Genomic DNA, 22709 nt, shown 5'->3' with positions numbered 1-22709 from the left:
AATAGGATAATACTATATTAAGATTGGATACTTATCAAGGTGCTTCCAAAATGACAGATTATATTTTATTGATATCAATAGGATTAATGGTTCTTTCAGCGATTCTTCCCGGTAAATTATCCTATCGTAAACTGATAGGTGCTTTTGGATGGATTACTTTTGGTGCGCACTGGGCTTACCAGCCAATCCATTATATGGAAATTAACGATTATTTCAATGTATTCCTTACAATAATGGTTGCCTGCTTCTGTCTTATGATGGCTTACTCGATGGTAGATGAATACAGATCAAAGACCCTGCCGATTGCGAATATGGATATTACTTCAATGGTTACCAATGCGACTGCAATAGGTTCGCTGTTTTATTTTCCTTTTGCTCAATTGCCTTCACTTAATTACTGGATTATTGCTACTGTTACGGATAACATCATATGGGTTCTTGGCGTTCTGGGTTATCAAGTTACTCAGGATTCCTGGAACCTGATCTCCTACAATGGTTATACAGTGGAGATTATCCTTGCCTGCACTGCTATTGAAAGTATTGCCCTCTTTAGCGGCCTTATCGTTTCTGTCAGGGCGCCCGCTTATAAATTGTTTCAGGCATTTATGGTTTCAGTACCGGTTATCTATATACTGAATATTTTTCGTGATGTTTTTGTAATTATAGCTTATGGGGAGCAATGGTTTGGTGCAGAAAGTTTTGAGATTGCCCACCATGTGATTGCCAAGATGGGTTCGGCGGTAGCCCTCTTTGTAATAGGCTATGCTGTTTTGAAGATTCTTCCCCAGCTCTTCGATCTGATTGACGGACTTGTGTCCCTTTCAAGATTCAGGTTAAAGGACATTATTGATAAAATTGCAGGAAACAGGTAAATGCTTGCAAAAGGTTCTCATAGCTGGGTCTTTACGGTCTCATTGCTCACAATTGCAATGGGATTTATGTATGTAACTTCGCGATTACAGATATTTAACGTTCAATCAATGGTGGATGTGCCTCTGCTGGACGAAAATACTTTCTTTCTGAACCTGTTTTCCGGAAGCCAAATATTCCTCTACTCCACTTTTGGGTTTGGCTTGCTGACAATATTTTTTGTTTTCTTTTTCCGTGATCCTAAGAGGGATTCCACTCTCTGTAAAAACTGTATCCTTGCCCCGGCCGATGGTAAAATTTCGGATATCAGGGGCCGTAAGGTTTGCATTTTCATGAACCTTTACAATGTTCATGTCAATCGCGCTCCTTTTTGCGGTAAAGTTTTATCTGTAAAACACTTCAAAGGAAACTATCTGCCGGCATTTACCAAGGATTCCTCACGCAATGAGAGAACAAATATCCTGCTGCAGACATCCGTTGGAAAAATAGAAGTAACCCAGATAGCTGGTTTCCTGGCGCGCCGGATAGTTACTTATGTGGAGGAAGGGGATGAAATCCTGCAGGGAGAAAAGATTGGAATGATAAGGCTGGGGTCCCGGGTGGATGTTACTATCCCTGAAGGATTTGATATTTGTGTCAGTAAAGGGGATAGGGTATATGCAGGCGATACCAAAATTGCAAAAATCCCACATCATGAGAGGTAATGGATGGATATCTTCAAGGACCTGGTCCTGCCGGACATAATGACATTAACAAACGCTGTTTTCGGACTTTTGGCTATTTTCGCAGCCTTCAGTGGACAGATTGAGCTGGGTTTTGTTTTTGTGCTGATTGCAGCGGTAGCCGATGGGATGGATGGTTATCTTGCACGTACCATAAGTCAGGGTCCAATGGGGGAATACCTTGATTCCCTTGCAGATGCTGTTTCTTTCGGAGTGGCCCCCTCATGCCTGATCTTTTTAGGTACCACAGTTTCCCTGCGTTATGCAGCAGGTGTTTTTGCGTGCCTGTATCTGGTATGTGGGATATTGCGGCTTGCCCGTTTCAACACAAAGAAGAAAACGATCCCGGATTTTGAGGGATTGCCGATCACGGCTTCTGCTGTGGTTTTATCGTCCTACGCCCTGCTTGCCCCCCAGTATATCTATACCTGGGTTATCTTTGGCCTGGTCGTGCTGTTGTGTTATCTAATGGTCAGTGACCATCCTTATCCCAAACTTCGCGGTCCCAGGGCCATGGGTGCTGTATCAATACTATTTTTCTCAACAATACTGTCCTATTTCCTGCTAAATTCCTATGTGTGGATATTCTCCACTATCCTGTTTTTGTCCCTGATGCTATATCTGGAATCTCCTATCATGAGGATTCCCAGACAGTATTATGAAAAATGAGTTAATTCAAAAAGAAAAAGGGAGATCATGTATGTTCTTCTCCCTTTCTGATCTCGAAATTAAGGCCCCGCTCATCGGCATCGACAACAACAGTATCGGATTCCATCACCTCTCCACTGACAATACGTTTGCCGACCTCGGTTTCAAGTTCGTTCTGAATGACTCTTTTCAGTGGTCTCGCACCGTACGTCTCACTGTAGCCAGCATCTCCCAGGTATTTCTTCGCCCGGTCAGTGATTTCAAGATCAATTCTGCGCTCTTTGAGCCTCTGCACAAGGTCCTCTATCTTGATATCCACGATGTATGTCAGCTGGTCCTTGGTAAGGGCGCGGAATATGGCGATCTCGTCGATACGGTTGAGGAATTCCGGCCTGAAGTGTTTGGTGAGTTCGTTCATGGCCGTCTCCTGCATCTTGCTGTAGGCAACTCCTTCTTCAAGTTTGGATATGGCGTAATCCACACAGATATTGGAGGTCATGATCACTATTGTATTCTTGAAATCCACAGTCCTGCCTTTTGAATCGGTCAGCCTGCCGTCATCGAGCAACTGGAGCATGATATTGAATACATCATGATGGGCTTTTTCGATCTCATCAAACAGGATTACCGAGTAGGGATTCCTGCGTACGGCTTCGGTAAGCTGGCCCCCTTCATCATGGCCGATGTAGCCTGGCGGTGCACCGATAAGCCTTGCAACTGTGTGTTTTTCCATGTACTCGGACATATCAATGCGGATCATATGATCTTCGCTATCGAAAAGTTCGGTTGCAAGGGCTTTGGCGAGTTCGGTCTTACCCACACCGGTAGGTCCCAGGAAGATGAAACTGCCGATTGGCCGGCGGGGGTCCTTGATTCCCGCCTGGGCACGGATCACAGCATCTGAAACGGCTTTTACTGCCTCGTTCTGGCCGATCACTCTTTTATGCAGGCGATCCTCCAGATGCACCAGTTTTTCCCTTTCTCCCTCCATGAGTTTGGTAACCGGGATTCTGGTCCACTCGCTTACTACATGGGCGATATCCTCCTCATCCACTTCTTCCTTGAGCAACATATTGGTTTGTTTTTCCTTCAGCCGATTTTCCTCTTCCTCGTATTCATGCTGCAGGGGGACCAGGGTACCGTATTTCAGGCGGGATGCCTTTTCAAAATCGCCTTCTGTCTCTGCCAGTTCCAGCTGGGTCTTGGTATCATCGATCTGCTCTTTGAGGCTGTTCAGTTTTGCAATGGTGGCCTTCTCATTTTCCCAGCGAGTGCGCATTGCATCGGATTCGGCCCGTATTTCTGATATCTCTTTCTCCAGGCTCTGCAGCCTTTCCTTTGAAGCAGCATCTTTTTCCTTTTTCAGGGCTTCCTTCTCGATTTCAAGTTGCATCAGTTTCCTGTCAGCTTCATCCAGGCTGGCCGGTTTGCTGTCAATGGCAGTCTTGACTTTGGATGCTGCCTCATCCAGCAGGTCTATGGCTTTGTCAGGCAGGAACCTGTCCGATATATATCGGTCACTCAACACGGCGGCTGCTACAAGGGCACTATCCTTGAGCCGTACTCCGTGATGAACCTCATATTTCTCTTTCAGACCCCTCAAAATAGAGATTGTGTTCTCGACATCCGGAGCATTCACCATCACAGGCATGAACCTGCGTTCCAGAGCTGCATCTTTCTCGATGTATTTCCGATATTCATCAAGGGTGGTTGCACCTATACAGTGCAGTTCTCCCCTGGCCAGCATAGGTTTGAGCAGATTGCCGGCATCCATTGCACCTTCAGTGGCTCCTGCTCCTACAATGGTATGCAATTCATCGATGAACAGTATAATCTGGCCTTCAGATTCAGCTACTTCCTTCAGGACTGCCTTGAGCCTTTCCTCAAATTCTCCCCGGAACTTGGCTCCTGCGACCAGGGAACCCATGTCCAGGGCCACTATACGTTTGTTCTTCATTGCATCGGGAACGTCCTTTTTTGCAATACGCTGCGCCAGTCCTTCCACAATGGCGGTCTTACCCACACCTGCTTCTCCGATAAGTACCGGGTTATTCTTCCTGCGGCGGGACAGTATTTCTATCGTATGCCTGATCTCATGATCCCTGCCGATTACCGGGTCAAGTTTCCCCTGGTTGGCAAGTTCTGTAAAATCTATGCCGTATTTTTCCAGAGGTTCATATGTATCCTCCGGGTTTTCTGATGTCACTCTGCGATTCCCCCTGATTTCCTTTATCGCCTGGTTCAGGCGTTCTTCATCTGCCCCGAATTCCTCGAGTAGTTTCTTGCTGTAGCTGTCCTTTTCCCGGGCCAGGGATACCAGTATATGCTCTACACTGGTATATTCATCATTCATCTTACTCGCAAGGGTTGCAGCATTATCCAGTACCCGGATGGCTTTCTGGGTGAAGTAAACATTCTCGCTTCCCGGACCTGATACCTGCCCAAGACCTGACAAATGTTTTTCGAGTTGTTCTTTTACCATTGCACTGGAAATATTCATCTTGTCAAGCAATGAAGGCACAAGTCCTTCCCTTTGTTCTAAAAGAGAAAGGAACAGATGCTCCGTATCAATCTGCTGATGATAATATCTTGCAGCAATGGTGCGGGAATTTTGTATTGCCTCCTGGGCTTTCTGTGTGAAATTATTCAGGTCCATAATTATCCTCCCTCATTAAATTCAATGTTTCAGGGCTTTATACTTTTGGAGTGTTTTTTTGAAGACATTCTCCCCCCCCCCCGGGTGTAAAGCCTCAAAAAAGCCCTGCAAGATGGCAGGGCTTGCCCTATGCCATCAGATTATTATTGCAGGTGCCTTCTCATCCTTTTCCTCATCGTATTCAGCGACAAGGGCTTCGGTGGAGAGTACCATTCCTGCAATAGAGGCTGCATTCTGTAAGCCGCTTCTGACTACTTTTGTCGGGTCAATTACACCTGCATTGTAAAGGTTTTCAACGATTCCCTTCTTGGCATTGTAGCCCACTTCTTCGTCAGCTTCGGCTTTAATAAGTGCTATCACCTCGGCACCTTCCTTACCTGCGTTGTGTGCAATCTGGCGCAGGGGTGCTTCAAGAGCCTTTTTAACAATATTGGCACCAACCATCTGCTCTTTCTCGAGTTCCAGGGTTTCCAGACTTGGGATTGCATGGAATAATGTCACACCGCCACCTGCAAGTACGCCTTCTTCAACGGCGGCTTTTGTGGCATTGAGGGCATCGTCGATTCTCATCTTCCTTTCTTCAAGTTCGGTTTCTGTTGCAGCACCAACTTTGATTACTGCCACACCACCGCCGAGTTTGGCCAGTCTTTTTTGCAATTCCTTCTTCTTGTATTCAGCATCAGTGATATTGATCTGAGACTCTATCATTTTCATACGGCTTTCGATAGCACCTTTATCCCCTTTACCTTCAATGATTGTGGTCTTCTGCTTGTCCACACTGACCTTGTGGGCACTTCCGAGCATATCGTCGGTAACATCCTCGAGTTTCATTCCCTTGTCTTCACTGACAACAGTTCCGCCTGTCAGGACAGCCAGGTCTTCCAGCATATCCTTCTGGTCGTTACCAAATCCGGGGGCCTTGACCGCACTGACTTTGAGGGACCCTCTCATAATATTGAGAATAAGGGCTGCCTGTGCATCCCCCTCTACATCCTGTGCGACTATCAGGAGGGGTTTTCCTTCCTGTGCGACTTTTTCGAGCACCGGTACTATCTGGTTTACATTATTGATTTTCTTGTCTGTAAGGAGGATGTACGGATTCTCAAGTTCACAAACCATTTTTTCCTGATCGGTTGCCATATACGGTGAGACATATCCTCTGTCAAACTGCATGCCTTCAACAACTTCCAGGGTTGTCTCCATTGTTTTGGAGTCGTCTACGGTAATTACGCCATTGTATCCGACCCTGTCCATAGCATCGGATATCAGTTTGCCTATTTCCTCATCATTGTTGGCAGAAATTGTTCCTACCTGTATGATTCTTTCCTTATCCTTTACTTCCTTGCTCTGGGTCTGCAGGTATTCAACGGCTTTAGCGGTTGCTTTATCGATTCCCCTTTTGATTTCAATCGGATTGCCACCCGCTGTAATATTACGTATGCCTTCACTGATCATTGCCTGTGCGAGCAATGTTGCTGTAGTTGTCCCGTCTCCTGTATTATCCTGTGTGCGTGAAGCGACTTCCTTGACAAGTTTTGCTCCCATATTCTCAAACTTGTCTTTCAGCTCGATTTCTTTGGCAATTGTGACGCCGTCATTGGTAACTGTAGGGTTGCCTGATTTATCAAGCACAACATTTCTACCCTTGGGTCCAAGAGTTACTTTAACGGTGTTGGATACTTTGTCGATACCTCTCAGTAAAGCCTGCCTGGCATTTTCGTCGAAAGTGATCTGTTTAGTAGTCATTTATATACCCCGATAATTTATTCCTCAATAATTGCAAGTACATCCTTGAAGTCTATGAATAGATATTTCTCTCCGTCCATTTCCATTTCATCACTCTGGAATCCACCATAGATGATATGGTCGCCTTTTTTGACCGGTAATTCTTTACCGTCTTCATATGTGCCTACGGCTACAATATTTCCTTCCTTTTTCTCTTTCTGGGCACTTTCCGGGATGTATATTCCACCGGAAGTGACCTCCTTTTCCTTAATGGGTTTGATAAGAACTCTTTCTCCAACTGGTTTTATGTTCATGCTTTGTCCTCCTGACCATTTTCAGACTGACTCGGTCAGTATAGAATCTTAATGGTATGTATATTATTTAAACTTTTTGTATTTTATGCATTTCATATGTGTTTTGTATACATCATATCTACATAACTCAGTTATTTTTATATACTAGTATTCTGTTATTATCTTTTATGAGCCAGCAGATTATTCTGGTAAAACTGGAAAAACCTAGGGAGAAGGACCCTGACCAAGATCTATACTGGTTATGTAATAGCTTTGGTCTGTCTTCGGGAAGGGACATAGAAAACACGGCAAACCAGATTGTAATGACTTTGCTTGATAACATTGCCGAGAATGAACGTGTTTCATCGGAAATGATAGCTGAGGCCCTTGGCATAAATCTCTCTCGTGTTAATCACCATGTGCGGAATTTGGTAAAGGCAGGACTTGTTTACCGTGAAAAACGTCTGCTTCATCTAAGAGGAGGAAGCCTGAAGGCAGCAGTACATGAAATGCGCAAAGACTCCGAGCGTATGTTTGATGAACTGGAAGCCATTGCTTCAGATATTGACAAGCAAAAAGGTATTAGTAATCGTTGAAGAATACTTTTGTTGTATCCAGCTTATAAATTAAGGTCTTTAATTTCCATATTTTTTCTTCGGTAGGCCAGTTTATTTTATATGGATAAATATTAAGATACTTCTCTATGGCAGAATATGCCTGCCAGAAAACAATTTATGGATTATTCAGATTTGACATTTTCTTTTCCTGGATATTTTTTAAATCGGAGGACAAAACGAGCCCCATGTGGATCATTGTCTTCTACCTGTATTGAACCATAACGATTCATCGTGGTCTTGACAATGTATAATCCCATTCCGCCTTTGCCTGTGGAAAATCCTTCATCAAAAACCTTCTTTTTTATGGAATCAGGTATGCCGGTTCCGTTATCACTTACCCGAACCTCTACATCATCTTCTTTCTCTTGCACCTTTATGTCAATAATATCTGCTTTTCCATGTTTAATTGAATTTTCTATCAGATTTTCAAAAATTGAATATATGACCTCATCGGCCATGACTGTGGCATCACCCTCTATACTTATTTTTAAGTCATATTTACCACGTAGCTTTTCAAAAACCTTACTTAATTGAAATGGTTTGAGTTTTTTCTCAAAATCCAGTGTTTTTTCAAACATTCCCATTTCGTTTATCCGGGAAATACTCTTTTTCACTGCCCTTTTAATCATGTCAAGGTATTTATCATCCCTTTTGTTCCTGAATATATCTACAGACATTGAAATCGCACTCAGATCATTGGATATATCATGGCGAAGGATCTGGTTGACGGTTTGCAGTTCTTTTGTGAGCTGTGCCTGCTGCCTTTGCGTGTTCTTTTTTTCTGTAACATCCTCATAAACAGCAACGACATCTCCGTTTGCAAGTTTGTAGATGTCGTTTTCCCTCCATCCTTCTCTTTCTGAGTCACAATAATGGATGGGTTCCGTATGTATGGGATCGCCGGTATTCCATACCTTCCTTAAGTTGTCCAAAAAGCCTGTTTCTCTGGAATTGGGGAAGGTTAAAGTTACTTTTTTCCCTATGACATCTTCCTTCTTCACCCCTTCAATTTTTTCCACTGCCGGGTTTATATCCTTGATAAGGAAGTCTTCTCCGTTATCAACCGGCTCAAAAACAGCTACTCCGTTTTTCATTGCCCTGAAAAGGTCTGTATATTTTTTCCTTTCCTGATTCAATTCCCCAAACAACATCTCATAGGGTTTGTCAAGACTTGTAACTATTACTGCCTTGTAGATAAGGTAAAAGGAAATCAACTTGAAAAAATGTCCCACAAGGTTTGAAAATCCATACACGCTTATGTAGAATGTAAAAGCGAGTTCTCCAATTATGGTAAAAACAATAGCCAATGCCAGATATTTGTACACATTAGGGAGGAAGTTGCTTCTTTTTTGGTGCAGTAATGTAAGTGCTACTAGCAGGATAGAAGCGATCAGGTATTCACTGTATATTTTAAAAGAAGTCAACCCTGCTCCTTCTATGTAAGAATCCGGGAAATATCCGCCAAAAATTGAAACAATCAGGATTGTTGTGATGATTAGATAGGTTGTTGTCACATTTGAAGCTTTCACCTTTTTCCCCATGAGGAAAAATGATACTACAAGGATCAAACTTTCCAGATATCTTGCTGCTATCCACAGCTGTGTGGGTAGATTTGTATCATAGCCTGGAAATATACCCATGCCTTTATACGCAAAGGTATGCAAAAGATCAATCGAGGCTATGAAAAGGTATCCAATCCCTGCAGCCAGTATGTAATTGTTTTCTATAATGTTCCTGCGGTTCCAGACTATCAGGAAAAAAGCAACTGCAACTACTATGCTGAATAATTCCACAAGTGAATGGAATAAAAGAAAATTATCAAGGCTTATAATATACAATCCGGCTATTACCACTGCTAGAAAGATAATATCACTGTCTTTCCTAAAATCGGTATTATTTTGATTCATATAGCCTCTTCAATGCGAATAGAAGGAACTGTTCTTTTCATTATATGTATTAATGTTATATATGTATTATATTATCCAAATACTGTCGTGTAATACATGAAAAAGAAAAATACGAAACCTATGATAATTGAAATGGAGAATGTCACAGTTTGTAAAAATGGCAACATATTACTGGACAATTTCTCTCTTAATATTAAAAATGGAGAAAATGTTGCGATTATCGGTCCTAATGGAGCGGGCAAATCTTCTTTTATCAAAACGGTTACAGGAGATCTACGTCCTCTTCACTCTGAAAAGACGATTGTCCGCTTATTTGGAAAGGAGCGCTGGGATATTTTTGGGTTGCGCAATAAAATGGGTATAATCAGCGGTGACCTGCAGGACGAATACATGCGTAATATTCCGGGAATCGAGGTGGTGGTATCTGGTTTTTTTAGCAGTATAGGCCTGTATCGCAATCATACTATTACAGGGGATATGAAAAGGCGGGCTCATGAGGTGCTCGGCTTTCTTGGTATTGAGCATCTTGCCTCACGTCCCATAAACGAAATGTCAACCGGACAGGCTCGCAGGCTACTGGTTGCCAGGGCACTTGTGCATGACCCGGATGTACTGATACTGGATGAACCTGCAAACAGCTTAGATATCAGGGCACGGCATATTTTCAGGCAGTCCATGCGCACTATTGCTTCAAAAGGTAAAAACATAATTCTTGTGACACATAATCTCGAAGATCTGATTCCCGAAATTGACAGGGTGGTCCTGCTCAGCGAAGGAAGGGTATACAGGGACGGGCCAGCGGATGAAATATTAACTGCAGAAAACCTGTCTGATATATTTGGAATACAGGTGCAGGTTTTCTCTAAGGATGGTTACTATCACGCCTGGTGATTATTTACGTATCATGGACTGGATTTCTGAACTGACTGTGGGGAACACATAAACCACTCTCTTGAATTCAGAGAGCGTCAATCCGAGCCTTATTGCCATTGCAAAGAGATTAATCACTTCTTCTGAATGAGACCCCAGTAGGTGGGCGCCTGCAATTGTTTGGCTATCTTTTTCTATGATGACCTTTGAGGCTGCATAGTTTTCCGACAGGCGCCTGCTGTTATACCAATGGCTGCGGTCATGGATCAGGACTTCATACTTTTCAGTAGATTCGGACAGACTAACACCTACACTTGAGAGAGGAGGAAGGGTAAATACTGTGGAAGGAATGCCGGTATAATCCACTGTCTTGACATTTCCTTTTATTATATTGTCTGCTGCAGTAGTTCCCTGCAGACTTGCAACAGGGGTTAAAGGAGCTCCCGGCTTTACACAATCGCCGGCTGCATATACATAAGGATTGGAGACACTTTGCATGTACTCATTTGTCTCCACGAATCCGTCTTTGGTTTCAACATTCCCCTTTTCAAGTTCCATTCCTTCAAGGGCTGCAACCCTGCCGGAACCGTTGACAACCAGGTCACATTCAATCCGGGATTCTTTGCCCTCACTGTCCCTGGTATTCACAGTATATCCTGCTGAAGTACTTTCAACAGAACTGACAGAGACACCGGTATTGACATTTATGCCGGCTTCTTCGGAAGCTTTTACCAGTAATTTGACCATGTCCCTGTCAAAATGTTTGAGCACTTCACTTCTTTGTAAGATAGTTACCTGGCTTCCCGCCCGGGCAGCGATATGGGCAAATTCGAACGAAATATAGCCACCACCCACAAAAACAATTCTACTGGGCAATTCATCGAGATTGAGAAATTGTTCACTTGTAATCAGATGTTCTTCTCCCTTGATTCCGATTTTTCGGGGTACTGAGCCGGATGCAATCAAAATGTGTTTGCCCTTGAGGACTGTATCTGCTATCTTGACTTCATTTTGGGAAACAAACTTTGCCCCGCCATGATAGGTCTCAACATCCATATTTTTGAACTTTTCTTCCTTGTTGGCGGGGAATTTTTCCACAAACGTTTGCTTATATTCCATTAACTTGCTCCAGTCTACGGAAGATTGTGGCATGATCCCCAGTTTGTTGAAACGATTAACCTGTTCAACGGTTTCTGCAACACCCACAAGTACTTTTTTTGGCACACATCCCCGAAGTGCACATGTCCCGCCATATTCTCTGATATCTGTAATTGCGATCTTCATTCCTGCCGCAGCTGCCTTGTTCGCACAAACGGTACCTGCTACACCTGTCCCAATGATTATAATATCATATTCTCTGGCCATTTCTTTCAACCCTTAGGGGAAAATTAGGTGGTTGGAAGATAAATGGCTATCGCAAATATGGTTTAAAAATCGAAAAGAGTCTTCTGGGATTTGGCAGGTTTTGGATTATCCTTTTCCTTTCCTCCCATTTGATTTTCTTCTGCAGGGTCTTTTTCTGCTGAAAACATGGAATCAAGGGTCGACTGTCCCTTGTCTTTTTCAGGAGCATGCATGAATATGTCGATATCTTCATCTTCCTTTTCATGCATCATTTCCCGGGAAGCATCATAGATTTTCTGGATTTTCTTTGTCACCCTTTTGCTTTCCGTCAGGTAGGCTATCTCCTCTACATCGAGTTCAAGAGAATATGCTGCATCAACTGCATAGTCCTCGTTTTTGAGTAAAAGCCCGTACATTCGAAGCAGGTCTATACGGCAATCCCTGATTGGTTCATTGCAATGTAATCCCACCTTTGCAGCTATGTTATCCCTCATGTTTCTTTTGGAGCGCAGTTGGCCCATACGTCTCCACATGGAAGGGGGTTGTAACTTGCGGAAACCGGAATGGGAATGCTTCTTTGCCATTGCCGTTCCTCCGCTTAACAGAAATCCTGCATATCTCCAGAGCCCGTAGTTCTGCCGCAATCGTACCCTGCCAAGATATGTGTCAGCTCTTGAAAGATTATGGTAGGCGACAGTTAAATCTTCACTTAGTGTTTCATCCTTGTCCAGATACTGGTTGGGGAGGTTCTCGTCCACCCACTGAATAAGGTCTTCAGGTGTTTCGTCCAGGGAAAAAGTAGCCCTGTAGGCTTCAACAGGGTCCATGCCCTTGAAAACTTTGGTAAGTACTTTGAAAATAGATTCTTTTGTATCCCTTTCGGCTGTTGTTACATCCACAACTTCTATCTCTTTTTTATCGGTTGCTGTTGCCTGCAAATCTTTTATGGCACTTCTTAGATCACCGCCTGTATTTTCAGCGATTTTCTCCAGCACGCCTGTACCACATATTATCCCTTCCATTTTGCATATCTTTTTCAGTGCAGACAGAATGGAGCGCTGGGGAATGGGATTGAATTTTATATTCACACAATGAGAACGCAGAGTTGATGAGAGGGCATACAGGTCATTGGCAATGAGTATAATAGGTTGATTGGATTTCTTGATCACATTCGTAATGGCCCCGGTTCCTCCCCTGTCGGCCGAGCCGTGCATATTATCTGCTTCATCCAGTATTATGAGGCGCTTTTGTATCCCTGTAAGTGTACTCATGCGTGAGGCAGAACCCGCCACCTTCTCGATAATCCCGGCAGTCCGCTGGTCACTGGCATTCATTTCTATAATTTCCCAACCCGTCTCATTTCCCAGTGCATGAGCAGCGGATGTCTTTCCAACACCGGCAGGCCCACTCAATATGACTGCTTTTTTTTCAGGAACTCCATGCTCCCATTCTTCTTTCCAGTCACGGAGGGCCTGCAGGGGCTTATTGTTCCCCACAACATCTGCCAGTTTGGCAGGACGGTATTTTTCTGCCCAATCTTGCGCTATTGTCATCTGTGACCTCACCTATATTAAAGCGAAAACTAATTAATAATTGTGTTGTTTGTTGATTGTTTAACTTTGCCTATTAATGAGGGTGCCCATGCAGAAAAAGACAGACGGATTGCTGGATATCATACGTACGAGGGCTCTTGATAATTGTCCCCGGGTTGCACTGGGTGTGCGCAATCCCACCCCCAAATTGATCCAGAGTGCAGAAAAAGCTCAGGTTGAAGGTTATGCCAGGGTGGTTCTTATAGGCAACCAGCGTGAGATATCGGCAATCGGGACAAACCTTGAAGTGATCGATACCCCACAACCGGAAAAAGTTCTCGGCAGTCTGCTTGCATCCGGGGATGTTGATGCGGCTGTGAGAGGCACGGCAAAAGCCTCGGGTACCCTGTCTCACCTCAAAGAGGTACTCGGCATCGAGAAATTATACAGGGTTGCTTTCCTGCTAACTCATGACAATAATCCTTTTTTCCTTGCACCTGTGGGTATTGATGAAGGCCACTCTCTTTCCGATAAAATCGAACTTGTACAAAGAAGTGCTGCCTATATCCGCAGGTTTGGTATTGAGCCTGAAATTGGCATCCTGTCGGGAGGGCGTATGGGGGATCTTGGCCGTGACGAACGTGTGGATCGCACCCTGGCAGATGCGGATTTCCTGGCAAACCGGTTAAACGATGCAGGAATCGATGCAAAACATTACACGATACTTATAGAGGATGCCATCAGGAAATCTAACTTCATCCTTGCCCCGGATGGCATATCAGGTAATCTTATCTTCCGTTCACTTGTATTTCTGGGTGGAGGCAATGGAATAGGGGCACCCGTCCTACTGGATAAACATGTGTTTATTGATACATCCCGGGCGGGAGGCCATTATACTCTGGCCATAATGCTTGCCGCATCTCTTGTTTCCAACAAAAAGGAGGTAGTATAAATTGTATACAGTTTCTGAAAAATGGCCTGTTACAAAAGGGGATTTCAGTGCAGGCAATCCCAAATCCTGTATTGCCGTGGTAACCCTTGCAAGTTCGATGCCTCTGTTTGAAAAAGCAGCAATCTGGGGTAGTTGCAAAACGGAAAACCTGGGGGCTGAGAAAGTCGTAATGAATGTCGTTTCCAACTGCAATATCAGGTACATACTTCTCTGTGGTAGTGAATCCCGGGGCCATCTTGCCGGCCAGACCCTGAAAGCCCTTTATGAAAACGGTATTGATGAAGATGGCAGGATTCTGGGCTCCGAGGGGGCGATTCCCTTTATTGAGAACCTGGAGATTGAAACCATTGAGCGTTTCCGCCAACAGGTGGAACTTATAGACCGTACCGGGCTTACTGACATTGAGGAAATATACTCGATTGTTGACAATTATCATGATTCGGAGAAACCCTTTGAAGCTTCTCCAATATCCTTTAAAAAAGCTGTCAGGAAATATCAGCCACCTGAATCCATCGGTGCTGATATACTTATCAGTGAAAAAGTGGTTATGGATGCATTTTCCGGTTTTATTTACGAGATCGCTTGAGGTTTTCAGATGTTCAGGTTCCAAAAAGAGCAAAAAATTGCCAATATTGCCGGTGTGAAGATCGGAGGAAATCCCGGTGAACTGCCCACAGCCCTTGCAGGCACAATATTCTACGAAGGACATGATATAGTGGAGGATGCTAATGAAGGGTTGTTTGATCGCAAAATTGCAGAGGACCTGCTCAATTCCCAGCGGGCATCATCTGATGAAACCGGTAATCCCTGTCTGGTACACATATTCGGCGATACCGAACAAGCCCTACGCAACTATATTGATTTTGTCAGTGAAATTACGGATTCTCCTTTCCTTATCGATTCCCCCGACCCCTTGGCCCGGATGGCTGCGGCAGAATATGTGAGTGAGATTGGTCTCGGTGACAGGGCAGTTTACAATTCCATAAATATGACCATTGGTGAAAAGGAACGCAAGGTGTTAAAAGATTCAGATATAGACAGCTCCATAGTTCTGGGTTTTAATGCCATGGATTCAGGTTTCAAAGGCAGGATGCAACTTCTGGAGTCCGGTACATCTTCAATGGACAAAGGCCTGATTGATATCGCTCTGGAATGCGGAATGTGCAATATACTGATTGACCCCGGGATAACTCCTATGGGTAATGGTTCCGGGGTCAGCCTGAGGATTACGCTGGCAGCCAAGGCCAAATGGGGGTTGCCGGTAGGTTCGGGAATTCACAACGCTCCTTCTTCCTGGGAATGGCTCAGGGATAAAAAGAAACATGATCCCCTTGTGTTTAAGATGTGTGATATCGCATCTGCCGTAATGCAGCAGGCAGCGGCCGGAAATTTTGTGCTTTATGGCCCCATTGAGAATGCGCCCTACATTTTCCCTGTGGCTGCGATGTCAGATATCATGATCTATGAATCTGCCGAGGAATTTGAAATAGAACCTGCTTCTTCCCATCCATTTAACAGGTTGGTCTGACTATATCGTTTTATAAATAAGTCAATGGTCTATACTAATGAAGTGATTCAGATGAGACAATTGAAAATTGACATTCCTGATAACCTCTTTGCGAAACTGGAACTGATGCCGGATAGTGACAATTTTATATGCAGTTTGCTCGAAGATGCCCTTGATACTGAAAAGACAATCGATGATTCAGGCTTGATGGCTCAAAAACTCATCTCAATCGAAAACAGATTGAAATCTATTGAGGACCACATTGCAGGCACTTCCTCGCCAGGTCCAGTTCCCCCTTCTTATGTGGCTGATACTTCATCTGCGGATGAAATACCTGTAGTGACTGCAAATCCTGAATCCGGCGAAGTTGGTGAACAGGATGATGATCCGTTCTATACTGGAATGAAAAGGATAAGGAATAATGAAAAAGTGATCTCCGTGGACGAAGTGCCTTCTCCTCTTAAACAGAGTATACTCCAGTATCTTCCTGATGGTATGATAATTAAAAAGCAAGTTCTTATAAGCCTGCTTTCGGTCCGCTATCCGAAGGATGAAGTTGAAAATAGTATTGAAGATATGATCGGGGAAGGCACCATCTCCACCGTGGATAAAAAAGATGGCACCTGCGTTCAACGTAGCTGATTATTCCCTGATAGCACCCTTGTTGGCAGAACTTACGGATTTCCTGTAACGGGCAAGATATCCTTTTACTTCTTTTACAAGAGGTTCGAAGTTTTCTTTTCTCTTTTGCATCTCTTCTTCATCGATAAGAAGCTCCAGTTTCCTTGCAGGGATATCGATCTCTATTATGTCCCCTTCCTCTATTAGGCCAATTGGTCCGCCTTCCATGGCTTCCGGAGAAATATGGCCTATACAGGGCCCCCTGGTTCCACCGGAAAATCTGCCATCTGTGATAAGGGCAACTGAATCTGCCAGCCCCATGCCTGCAATTGCCGATGTCGGGGAAAGCATTTCCCTCATTCCCGGCCCTCCTTTGGGGCCTTCATAACGGATTACCACAACATCTCCGGGATTGATGTCATTATCAAGGATTGCATGCATGGCTCCTTCCTCGCTTTCAAAGACCCTTGCAGGGCCCTTGTGCTGCATCATTCCGGACTCAACAGCTGCCTGTTTGACCACTCCACCTTCCGGGGCGAGGTTTCCTTTCAGTATAGCCAGGCCTCCTTCCTTATGGAGGGGCTTATCAAGGGTCTGGATAATCTTCTTATTTATGGCAGGATTTATGATCACGCATTCGTCGATATTTTCTCCAACTGTCTTTCCGGTGATAGTTCTTTCTCCGGGATTGAGTTTTGGTTTCAATCTCTGCATTATTGCATGCACGCCACCGGCTCTTTCAAAATCGATCATGTGATATTTGCCACCAGGTCTCAATCCGATGAGATGCGGGATTGAACGGCCCAGGCGATCAAATGTATCCAGGGGCAGTTCCATATCGAACGCATGGGCAATAGCCGGCAGGTGCAGGGCTGTGTTGGTACTCCCGCCTACTGCCATGTCTACCATGATCGCATTCTCGAAAGATTTCTGGCTGACCACCTTGCGTGCTGACAAACCTTCATCCACCATTGCAACGATACGTTCTCCGGATTCCTTGGCGATGTGGATCTTTTTGGCATCTACCGCATGGGCCGTGGCACAGCCGGGCAGGCTCAGTCCAAGCGCTTCGGTCATACAAGCCATTGTATTGGCGGTAAACATCCCGGCACATGACCCGGCACCCGCACATGATACATTTTCAAGTACCTTCAGTTGCTCGGCGGTGGCTTTGCCGGTGCGGTGTTCCCCGATTCCTTCGAATACGGAGATCAGGTCCCGGGGCTCATCTCCCGAAAAACCGGGTAGCATAGGTCCGCCGGTAACCACGATAGTCGGAATATCAAGCCGGCCGGCAGCCATGAGATGGCCGGGTGTGATTTTATCACATGATGTGATCATTACCATGCCGTCCAGACGGTGGCCTTCGAGCATGAGTTCGATCGAATCCTCGATGACTTCCCTGCTTGGGAGGGAATATCTCATTCCTTCATGACCCATCGCAATACCGTCACATATTCCTATGGTATTGAATTCAAAGGGAACTCCCCCGGCATTGCGTATGCCTGCCTTGACGGCTTCGGATACTTTATCAAGATGAATATGGCCTGGAACAACTTCGGTCCAGGAATTTACCACCGCGATAAACGGTTTTTCCATTTCTGAATCGGTAACTCCTGTAGCTCTGAGGAGGGAACGGTTGGGTGCCCTCTCTGTCCCTTTTTTGATACTGTCACTTCTCATGTGGAAACCTCTGGGTAATTACTCCATATGTATGAAACATTAAATATAAGTAAGCTTTCTGTTTGTCATTATAGGAAGGTCCACGGTATCCATGAAAATTGCAATCATAGACGGTTATGTTGACGAACCCGCATGTTTCGGAGTTCCTCCTTATATTTCTCCCTACATACGCTATATAGCAGGAGCCCTGGTTGAGCGTGGTATCGGTCGGGATAATATATCCTATTTCACAATAGACGGTATCAGGAACAGTAAAAAGGAAGACCTTGCCCTGCTTGGTCGGGCTGATCTTGTAGTTATCCTGTCGGGAATGACCGTCCCCGGCAAATACCTGCGCTCCTCTCCTATCACCCTGAAGGAAATCGAATACCTTTGCAGGACCGCTGCGGGTGTGAAGGTGATCGGTGGACCTATACGCCTGGGTTACAGCAGTGAAGGCGGCATGGCAGCCTCAACCCTTGAAATGGCTGATGAAAATGTATTTGTTGCACGGCAGGACATCGAGGCATTTGTGCATGATATAATTGCCCCCGGCCCTTGCATCGGGGACCCTGATAATGTTGAACACCGGATGCGTACGGTTGGGGAGATTGGCAGATGGGCCGACAAGGGTGCCTTTATAATCAGGCAGCATCCGGATTTTCCGAATATAATGTGTGAGATGGAAACCTATCGCGGATGTGGCAGGGATACTCACTGTTCTTTTTGTACTGAATTCTTTTATGGTCCGTCAACCTACCGTTCCGTGGAGGATGTCGTTGCCGAAGCCGCCAGTCTTTATAAGGAAGGTGCCCTGTATTTCCGCCTGGGTCGTCAACCTGATCTTTTCACCTATCATGCAGTGGATTTAGGGGATTCTCTCCCAAGGCCGAATCCGCAGGCGCTTGAATCTCTGTACTCGGGTATCCGGAAAGTGGCTCCGGGGCTGGAGGTACTGCATATGGACAATGCCAATCCGGCCACTATAGCCACCTATCCGGATGAATGTAGTAAAATCATGAAGACCATTTTGAAATATCACACACCCGGGGATGTAGCAGCCATGGGTATGGAAAGTGCTGATCCCGCTGTAATCAGGGCCAACAATCTCAAAGCAATGCCTGATGATGTATTTGAAGCTGTAAAATTGATGAATGAGATTGGAAGCATAAGAGGTGAGAATGGTCTTTCACATCTGCTTCCCGGACTTAATTTTGTACACGGTCTGGCAGGAGAAACAAAGAAAACCTTCGGATTGAATTATGATTTCTTGAAAAATATCCTGGATGATGGTCTTTTGTTGCGCAGGATAAACATTCGCCAGGTTATGCCCTTTAGCGGTACTCCTGCAGCAGAACAGCAGTTGCCTTTGGCCAAAAACCGGAAAAATTTTTTGAAATACAAGGAAAAGGTCCGCAAGGATATTGACTTGCCCATGTTGAGGAAGGTAGTGCCCCGGGATACTATACTCAGGGACGTGCTTTGTGAGGTATGGGGTGAGGGCTCGGTGGGCACCTTTGGCAGGCAGATGGGCTCCTATCCGATACTTGTAGGTATCTCAGAAAAACTTCCCCTGGGTGAATTTGTTGATGTGAGGGTAACAGGTCACGGTTTCAGGTCCATTTCAGCAACAGTGATCCGTGAATGACAAGTTTTATCATGAATAGTAAATTAGTCAGAGCATGAGAAAACTACTATTTATTTTGGCACTTGCCGCAATTCTTCTCATAAGTGGCTGCTCGACCCCCGCTGAAGTTGCAGAGGAAGGAGACAATGTCACCGTGGATTATGTTGGTGAGTTTGAAAACGGTACGGTATTTGATACTTCCATAGAAGAAGTTGCCCGGGAAGAGGGAATACACAACCCTGCCAGATCATATGAACCTCTGGGCTTTACCCTGGGAGGAGAAGGGATGATCAAAGGTTTTGACAGTGCAGTGCAGGGAATGGCTGTCGGGGAAGAAAAGACAGTGCAACTTTCACCTGAACAGGCATATGGCCCCTACAAAGAAGAACTTGTCAGGGCAGTACCCCTTGGTGATTTGCCCAATACAACGACACCATACCAAATAGGTGACCGGCTTTCAACCGCCTATGGCCGGCAGGTAGTTATTGTTGATGTCAATGACACCGCTGCAATGATTGATTTCAATCATCCTATGGCCGGTAAAACACTGAAATTCAATATTACGCTGGTATCCATAGAAGAATAAAAAGTAACATTAAATGGTTGAATATCCTGAGTGGATATTCAATCACTCTTTTTCAAATTAACCATAATCAGGATTAAGCAAATTGTCCTGTATTGTGGACCCACTTTTGATTGTCAGGTCCGGCCAGATCTTGACATTGGAATGGATTGTTGAATCGTTCCCTATATGTACTCTTGGGCCTATTACAGTCCCGTTTTCCAGGCTGCAGTTTTGGCCAACCACTGTAGTGTTGTCAATCACAGTACCTGAAGTGTTACAATTACTTCCTATGGTCACATCATTGAATATATAGGATGAAAGAATTCTGCATCCATCCTTGATGACACAGTTAGAACCAATCGTCGTATATGGGCCTATCAGGACATTGTTGCCTATTGTTGTGTTCTCACCGAGCACCACTGGGCCCACAACTGCGGAGTTGGAACCGATCACCACATTGTTGCCTATTTTGAGGGGTCCGTTTATACGGGAATCCTTGGTGTTGAAGTGACCTTCAATGGTAGTTCCAGGCATTGATTCAAGCATCCAGCGCTGTGCCTGGCGATAGGCTGCCGGATTGCCTACATCGGTCCAGTGTCCTCGCACAAGCAAACCATTGATTCTTCTGTCTTCTGCCATCAGTGATGGAAACAGGTCTTTGGCAAAATCGTAGGGCTGGTTTTCCGGGATCCATTTGAAGATTTCCGGGTCACACATATATATACCCGTGCTTGCAAGATTGCTGAATGTTTCACCGGGTCCTGGTTTTTCAAGGAATCGATTTATACGGTTATTCACATCCATATCCGCGATGCCGAATTCCCTGGGATCATCTATGGATAGCAGACCGATTGTAATGATTGCGTCATTGCGCTCATGGAACCTGTACATATTACGGAGTTCAAGATCCATGACATGATCTCCTCCAACAACCAGGAACGGTTCATTACAGAGGTACTTCTCGGCATTTTTCACACCTCCTGCTGTGCCCAGTTTTGTTTCTTCATACACATATTCCACATGGACACCAAACATGCTGCCATCACCCAGTTTTTCCAGTATCTTATCACCCATGTAGCCCAGGGTGATAATTATCTCAGTGAATCCCTCTTTTGCAAGTTGCTCCACAAGGTGTACCACTGATGCTTTGTTGATGATTGGAATATTTGGTTTTGGTCTGTCAAACGTTAAAGGCCTAAGTCGGGTCCCCTTTCCTCCACACATAATACAGGCTTTCATATATAGGAATGATATTTTTTATGACTTAAAATTGTACCGATTTACATTTTCTTGATATCGTTTTCATTTTTCACTATGATTTCCTGTTCCCCCTTATACTCATCCACTTCTCCCTTTATCCTCAATTTATCCCCGACAGTTATCCGTGAATCTATATTCATTGCACCGTTATCTTCCGGTATAAATACAGTTAGCAAATCGGAATTATAATCTATCTGAAGAATCAGGTGATTTCCATTGAATGTGGCTTCCTTACTGTATAGGGTTCCTTCGATTGTCACAGTTTTCCCTACTTCTGTAGAATCTGTTAAGGGCTGTTCACCTGTTTTGTTAAAAGAGTTGGGAAAATAGGTGACATATGCTACAGCCAGGGATAATATCGCCATTGTCAGCAAAATCGCAATTACCTTTTCTTCTTTCTCCATGCTTAATTTTCCGTTCATCTTATTATGTTCGACCAATGTGTGTGACCTAGAAATATTTTTGTATCGATGACTAGTCGTGTCGTTTATGCGATAGAAGATAAAATTTCCTCTGATGGCAAATACTGGAAGGATTCACTGGCTCAATGAGGAACCTATTGGAAGGGGAACATACGTACTTTACTGGATGCAATCGGTTCATCCCCACATGTGTGGGGAACTCCCATGCAAACAATCTTCATCACCGGCGGACCCACCTGAAACGCTTCGTCTACTTCAGCTCCGCCGCCATCTATGGCGACACCTTACATACCCCCATCGATGAGAACCATCCCACACAACCCCTCTCCCCCTACGGCGTCAGCAAACTCGCAGGCGAACAGTACGCCCTCATGTACCACCGCGCCTTCGGCCTGCCCGTAGCAGTGCTGCGCCCCTTCAACATCTACAGCCCCCGCCAGGATCCCTCCAATCCCTACTCCGGTGTCATCACCAAATTCATCGAGCGTGCAAAAGCCGGCCAATCCCCGGTAATCTTCGGCGATGGCGAGCAGACCCGCGATTTCATCTCCGTGCACGACATCGTGGATCTGGTAGAACTGCTGGTCGAAAAGGACGCAGCCATCGGCAGGGTCTTCAACGCCGGCACCGGCACACAGACCGCTGTCAACCGGCTCGCCGAAATCGTGCTGGAGGTTTTTGGCAGTGACCTGGCCCTGGAATACCGGGAGGCCCGCACCGGTGACATCCGCCACAGTGTGGCCGACATCAGCGCGGCTAAAACACTGGGATTTGTCCCGCAAGTTTCCCTGGAGGAGGGGCTGGCGGAATTTGCGGGGGAGTGAAAATAACAATATTAATTTGTTTCAAGCCATTTGTCCCTGGCGATTTTGGCCTGCTTAAGAATTCTTTTTAGTAAAGCCACACCAA

The 22709-nt window shown here is 45.0% G+C and carries 21 protein-coding genes; 12 read left to right on the top strand and 9 right to left on the bottom strand.

The window, feature by feature from the left end; all coding sequences use genetic code 11:
- Positions 1–50 precede the first annotated feature (50 nt).
- From artA to CP947_RS09645, 3 genes are read left to right on the top strand one after another with little or no spacing between them, the layout of a single operon-like run.
- Complete coding sequence (artA, locus tag CP947_RS09655; protein WP_096712990.1) at positions 51–872, top strand: archaeosortase A; 822 nt, start codon at positions 51–53, stop codon at positions 870–872.
- Positions 873–1574, top strand: a complete 702-nt coding sequence (locus CP947_RS09650; protein ID WP_096712989.1) for a phosphatidylserine decarboxylase — start codon at positions 873–875, stop codon at positions 1572–1574. It abuts the gene before it with no gap.
- Positions 1575–1577: 3 nt separating this feature from the next.
- A complete protein-coding gene (locus CP947_RS09645; protein WP_096712988.1) occupies positions 1578–2261 on the top strand; it encodes an archaetidylserine synthase in 684 nt (227 codons plus the stop codon).
- A gap of 25 nt (positions 2262–2286) precedes the next feature.
- On the opposite strand, the gene clpB is transcribed toward CP947_RS09645, so the two are convergent.
- From clpB to groES, 3 genes are all read right to left on the bottom strand, one after another.
- Positions 2287–4896 carry an ATP-dependent chaperone ClpB gene (gene clpB, locus CP947_RS09640; protein WP_096712987.1) on the bottom strand — a complete coding sequence of 870 codons (2610 nt, stop codon included), beginning with the start codon at positions 4894–4896 and terminating at the stop codon, positions 2287–2289.
- Between the two features lie 135 nt (positions 4897–5031).
- Positions 5032–6642 carry a chaperonin GroEL gene (gene groL, locus CP947_RS09635; RefSeq protein WP_096712986.1) on the bottom strand — a complete coding sequence of 537 codons (1611 nt, stop codon included), beginning with the start codon at positions 6640–6642 and terminating at the stop codon, positions 5032–5034.
- A gap of 17 nt (positions 6643–6659) precedes the next feature.
- Entirely contained in the window at positions 6660–6935 is a 276-nt protein-coding gene (groES, locus tag CP947_RS09630; RefSeq protein ID WP_096712985.1) for a co-chaperone GroES, read from the bottom strand.
- 167 nt (positions 6936–7102) lie between these two features.
- On the opposite strand from groES, the gene CP947_RS09625 reads away from it, so the two are divergent.
- Complete coding sequence (locus CP947_RS09625; RefSeq protein WP_096712984.1) at positions 7103–7510, top strand: MarR family transcriptional regulator; 408 nt, start codon at positions 7103–7105, stop codon at positions 7508–7510.
- Positions 7511–7653: 143 nt separating this feature from the next.
- On the opposite strand, the gene CP947_RS09620 is transcribed toward CP947_RS09625, so the two are convergent.
- Positions 7654–9438: a sensor histidine kinase gene (locus CP947_RS09620; protein WP_096712983.1), complete on the bottom strand. Its 1785-nt coding sequence runs from the start codon at positions 9436–9438 to the stop codon at positions 7654–7656.
- Positions 9439–9534: 96 nt separating this feature from the next.
- Between CP947_RS09620 and CP947_RS09615 the strand changes: the two genes are divergently transcribed.
- Positions 9535–10329, top strand: coding sequence for an ABC transporter ATP-binding protein (locus CP947_RS09615; RefSeq protein WP_096712982.1), 795 nt, complete (start codon positions 9535–9537; stop codon positions 10327–10329).
- Here the strand turns inward: CP947_RS09615 and CP947_RS09610 are convergent, their stop codons facing one another.
- Complete coding sequence (locus CP947_RS09610; RefSeq protein WP_096712981.1) at positions 10330–11673, bottom strand: dihydrolipoyl dehydrogenase family protein; 1344 nt, start codon at positions 11671–11673, stop codon at positions 10330–10332.
- A 62-nt stretch (positions 11674–11735) separates the two neighbouring features.
- Complete coding sequence (locus tag CP947_RS09605; RefSeq protein ID WP_096712980.1) at positions 11736–13205, bottom strand: replication factor C large subunit; 1470 nt, start codon at positions 13203–13205, stop codon at positions 11736–11738.
- 88 nt (positions 13206–13293) lie between these two features.
- Here CP947_RS09605 and mtxX point away from each other — a divergent pair, with 88 nt between their 5' ends.
- The 4 genes from mtxX to CP947_RS09585 are packed head-to-tail and all read left to right on the top strand — an operon-like array spanning position 13294 to position 16285.
- Positions 13294–14136 carry a methanogenesis marker protein Mmp4/MtxX gene (gene mtxX, locus CP947_RS09600; protein ID WP_096712979.1) on the top strand — a complete coding sequence of 281 codons (843 nt, stop codon included), beginning with the start codon at positions 13294–13296 and terminating at the stop codon, positions 14134–14136.
- A 1-nt stretch (position 14137) separates the two neighbouring features.
- Positions 14138–14722, top strand: coding sequence for a tetrahydromethanopterin S-methyltransferase subunit A (locus CP947_RS09595; protein WP_096712978.1), 585 nt, complete (start codon positions 14138–14140; stop codon positions 14720–14722).
- 9 nt (positions 14723–14731) lie between these two features.
- Complete coding sequence (gene mtrH / locus CP947_RS09590) at positions 14732–15664, top strand: tetrahydromethanopterin S-methyltransferase subunit H (protein WP_096712977.1); 933 nt, start codon at positions 14732–14734, stop codon at positions 15662–15664.
- A 51-nt stretch (positions 15665–15715) separates the two neighbouring features.
- A complete protein-coding gene (locus CP947_RS09585) occupies positions 15716–16285 on the top strand; it encodes a hypothetical protein (protein WP_132130917.1) in 570 nt (189 codons plus the stop codon).
- On the opposite strand, the gene ilvD is transcribed toward CP947_RS09585, so the two are convergent.
- Positions 16286–17947 carry a dihydroxy-acid dehydratase gene (ilvD, locus tag CP947_RS09580; protein ID WP_096712975.1) on the bottom strand — a complete coding sequence of 554 codons (1662 nt, stop codon included), beginning with the start codon at positions 17945–17947 and terminating at the stop codon, positions 16286–16288.
- A gap of 91 nt (positions 17948–18038) precedes the next feature.
- Between ilvD and CP947_RS09575 the strand changes: the two genes are divergently transcribed.
- Together CP947_RS09575 and CP947_RS09570 are read left to right on the top strand one after the other, a co-directional pair.
- Positions 18039–19574, top strand: a complete 1536-nt coding sequence (locus CP947_RS09575; protein WP_096712974.1) for a radical SAM protein — start codon at positions 18039–18041, stop codon at positions 19572–19574.
- Between the two features lie 34 nt (positions 19575–19608).
- Complete coding sequence (locus tag CP947_RS09570; protein WP_096712973.1) at positions 19609–20139, top strand: FKBP-type peptidyl-prolyl cis-trans isomerase; 531 nt, start codon at positions 19609–19611, stop codon at positions 20137–20139.
- Positions 20140–20196: 57 nt separating this feature from the next.
- Here the strand turns inward: CP947_RS09570 and CP947_RS09565 are convergent, their stop codons facing one another.
- Both CP947_RS09565 and CP947_RS09560 read right to left on the bottom strand, forming a co-directional pair.
- Positions 20197–21357, bottom strand: coding sequence for a sugar phosphate nucleotidyltransferase (locus CP947_RS09565; RefSeq protein ID WP_096712972.1), 1161 nt, complete (start codon positions 21355–21357; stop codon positions 20197–20199).
- 41 nt (positions 21358–21398) lie between these two features.
- Positions 21399–21782: an OB-fold nucleic acid binding domain-containing protein gene (locus tag CP947_RS09560; protein WP_096712971.1), complete on the bottom strand. Its 384-nt coding sequence runs from the start codon at positions 21780–21782 to the stop codon at positions 21399–21401.
- A 155-nt stretch (positions 21783–21937) separates the two neighbouring features.
- Between CP947_RS09560 and CP947_RS09555 the strand changes: the two genes are divergently transcribed.
- Positions 21938–22624 (top strand): NAD-dependent epimerase/dehydratase family protein, encoded by a 687-nt coding sequence (locus CP947_RS09555; protein WP_243641502.1) that lies wholly within the window; start codon positions 21938–21940, stop codon positions 22622–22624.
- The last annotated feature ends 85 nt before the right edge of the window (positions 22625–22709 follow it).

The organism is Methanohalophilus euhalobius (assembly GCF_900215215.1).
Taxonomy (GTDB): Archaea; Halobacteriota; Methanosarcinia; order Methanosarcinales; family Methanosarcinaceae; genus Methanohalophilus; species Methanohalophilus euhalobius.
The sequence above is the reverse complement of the archived record's forward strand: the minus strand, read 5'-3'. Positions and strand labels throughout refer to the sequence as shown.

What these genes read in the sequence shown, in the direction of transcription:
- CP947_RS09565 (WP_096712972.1), bottom strand. Translation starts at nt 21,357, where the DNA reads ATGAAAGCCTGTATTATGTGTGGAGGAAAGGGGACCCGACTTAGGCCT.
- groES (WP_096712985.1), bottom strand. Translation starts at nt 6,935, where the DNA reads ATGAACATAAAACCAGTTGGAGAAAGAGTTCTTATCAAACCCATTAAG.
- mtrH (WP_096712977.1), top strand. Translation starts at nt 14,732, where the DNA reads ATGTTCAGGTTCCAAAAAGAGCAAAAAATTGCCAATATTGCCGGTGTG.
- CP947_RS09650 (WP_096712989.1), top strand. Translation starts at nt 873, where the DNA reads ATGCTTGCAAAAGGTTCTCATAGCTGGGTCTTTACGGTCTCATTGCTC.
- CP947_RS09575 (WP_096712974.1), top strand. Translation starts at nt 18,039, where the DNA reads ATGAAAATTGCAATCATAGACGGTTATGTTGACGAACCCGCATGTTTC.
- CP947_RS09560 (WP_096712971.1), bottom strand. Translation starts at nt 21,782, where the DNA reads ATGGAGAAAGAAGAAAAGGTAATTGCGATTTTGCTGACAATGGCGATA.
- ilvD (WP_096712975.1), bottom strand. Translation starts at nt 17,947, where the DNA reads ATGAGAAGTGACAGTATCAAAAAAGGGACAGAGAGGGCACCCAACCGT.
- CP947_RS09625 (WP_096712984.1), top strand. Translation starts at nt 7,103, where the DNA reads ATGAGCCAGCAGATTATTCTGGTAAAACTGGAAAAACCTAGGGAGAAG.
- artA (WP_096712990.1), top strand. Translation starts at nt 51, where the DNA reads ATGACAGATTATATTTTATTGATATCAATAGGATTAATGGTTCTTTCA.
- CP947_RS09615 (WP_096712982.1), top strand. Translation starts at nt 9,535, where the DNA reads ATGAAAAAGAAAAATACGAAACCTATGATAATTGAAATGGAGAATGTC.
- CP947_RS09645 (WP_096712988.1), top strand. Translation starts at nt 1,578, where the DNA reads ATGGATATCTTCAAGGACCTGGTCCTGCCGGACATAATGACATTAACA.
- CP947_RS09620 (WP_096712983.1), bottom strand. Translation starts at nt 9,438, where the DNA reads ATGAATCAAAATAATACCGATTTTAGGAAAGACAGTGATATTATCTTT.
- CP947_RS09605 (WP_096712980.1), bottom strand. Translation starts at nt 13,205, where the DNA reads ATGACAATAGCGCAAGATTGGGCAGAAAAATACCGTCCTGCCAAACTG.
- CP947_RS09610 (WP_096712981.1), bottom strand. Translation starts at nt 11,673, where the DNA reads ATGGCCAGAGAATATGATATTATAATCATTGGGACAGGTGTAGCAGGT.
- mtxX (WP_096712979.1), top strand. Translation starts at nt 13,294, where the DNA reads ATGCAGAAAAAGACAGACGGATTGCTGGATATCATACGTACGAGGGCT.
- CP947_RS09570 (WP_096712973.1), top strand. Translation starts at nt 19,609, where the DNA reads ATGAGAAAACTACTATTTATTTTGGCACTTGCCGCAATTCTTCTCATA.
- groL (WP_096712986.1), bottom strand. Translation starts at nt 6,642, where the DNA reads ATGACTACTAAACAGATCACTTTCGACGAAAATGCCAGGCAGGCTTTA.
- CP947_RS09585 (WP_132130917.1), top strand. Translation starts at nt 15,716, where the DNA reads ATGAGACAATTGAAAATTGACATTCCTGATAACCTCTTTGCGAAACTG.
- clpB (WP_096712987.1), bottom strand. Translation starts at nt 4,896, where the DNA reads ATGGACCTGAATAATTTCACACAGAAAGCCCAGGAGGCAATACAAAAT.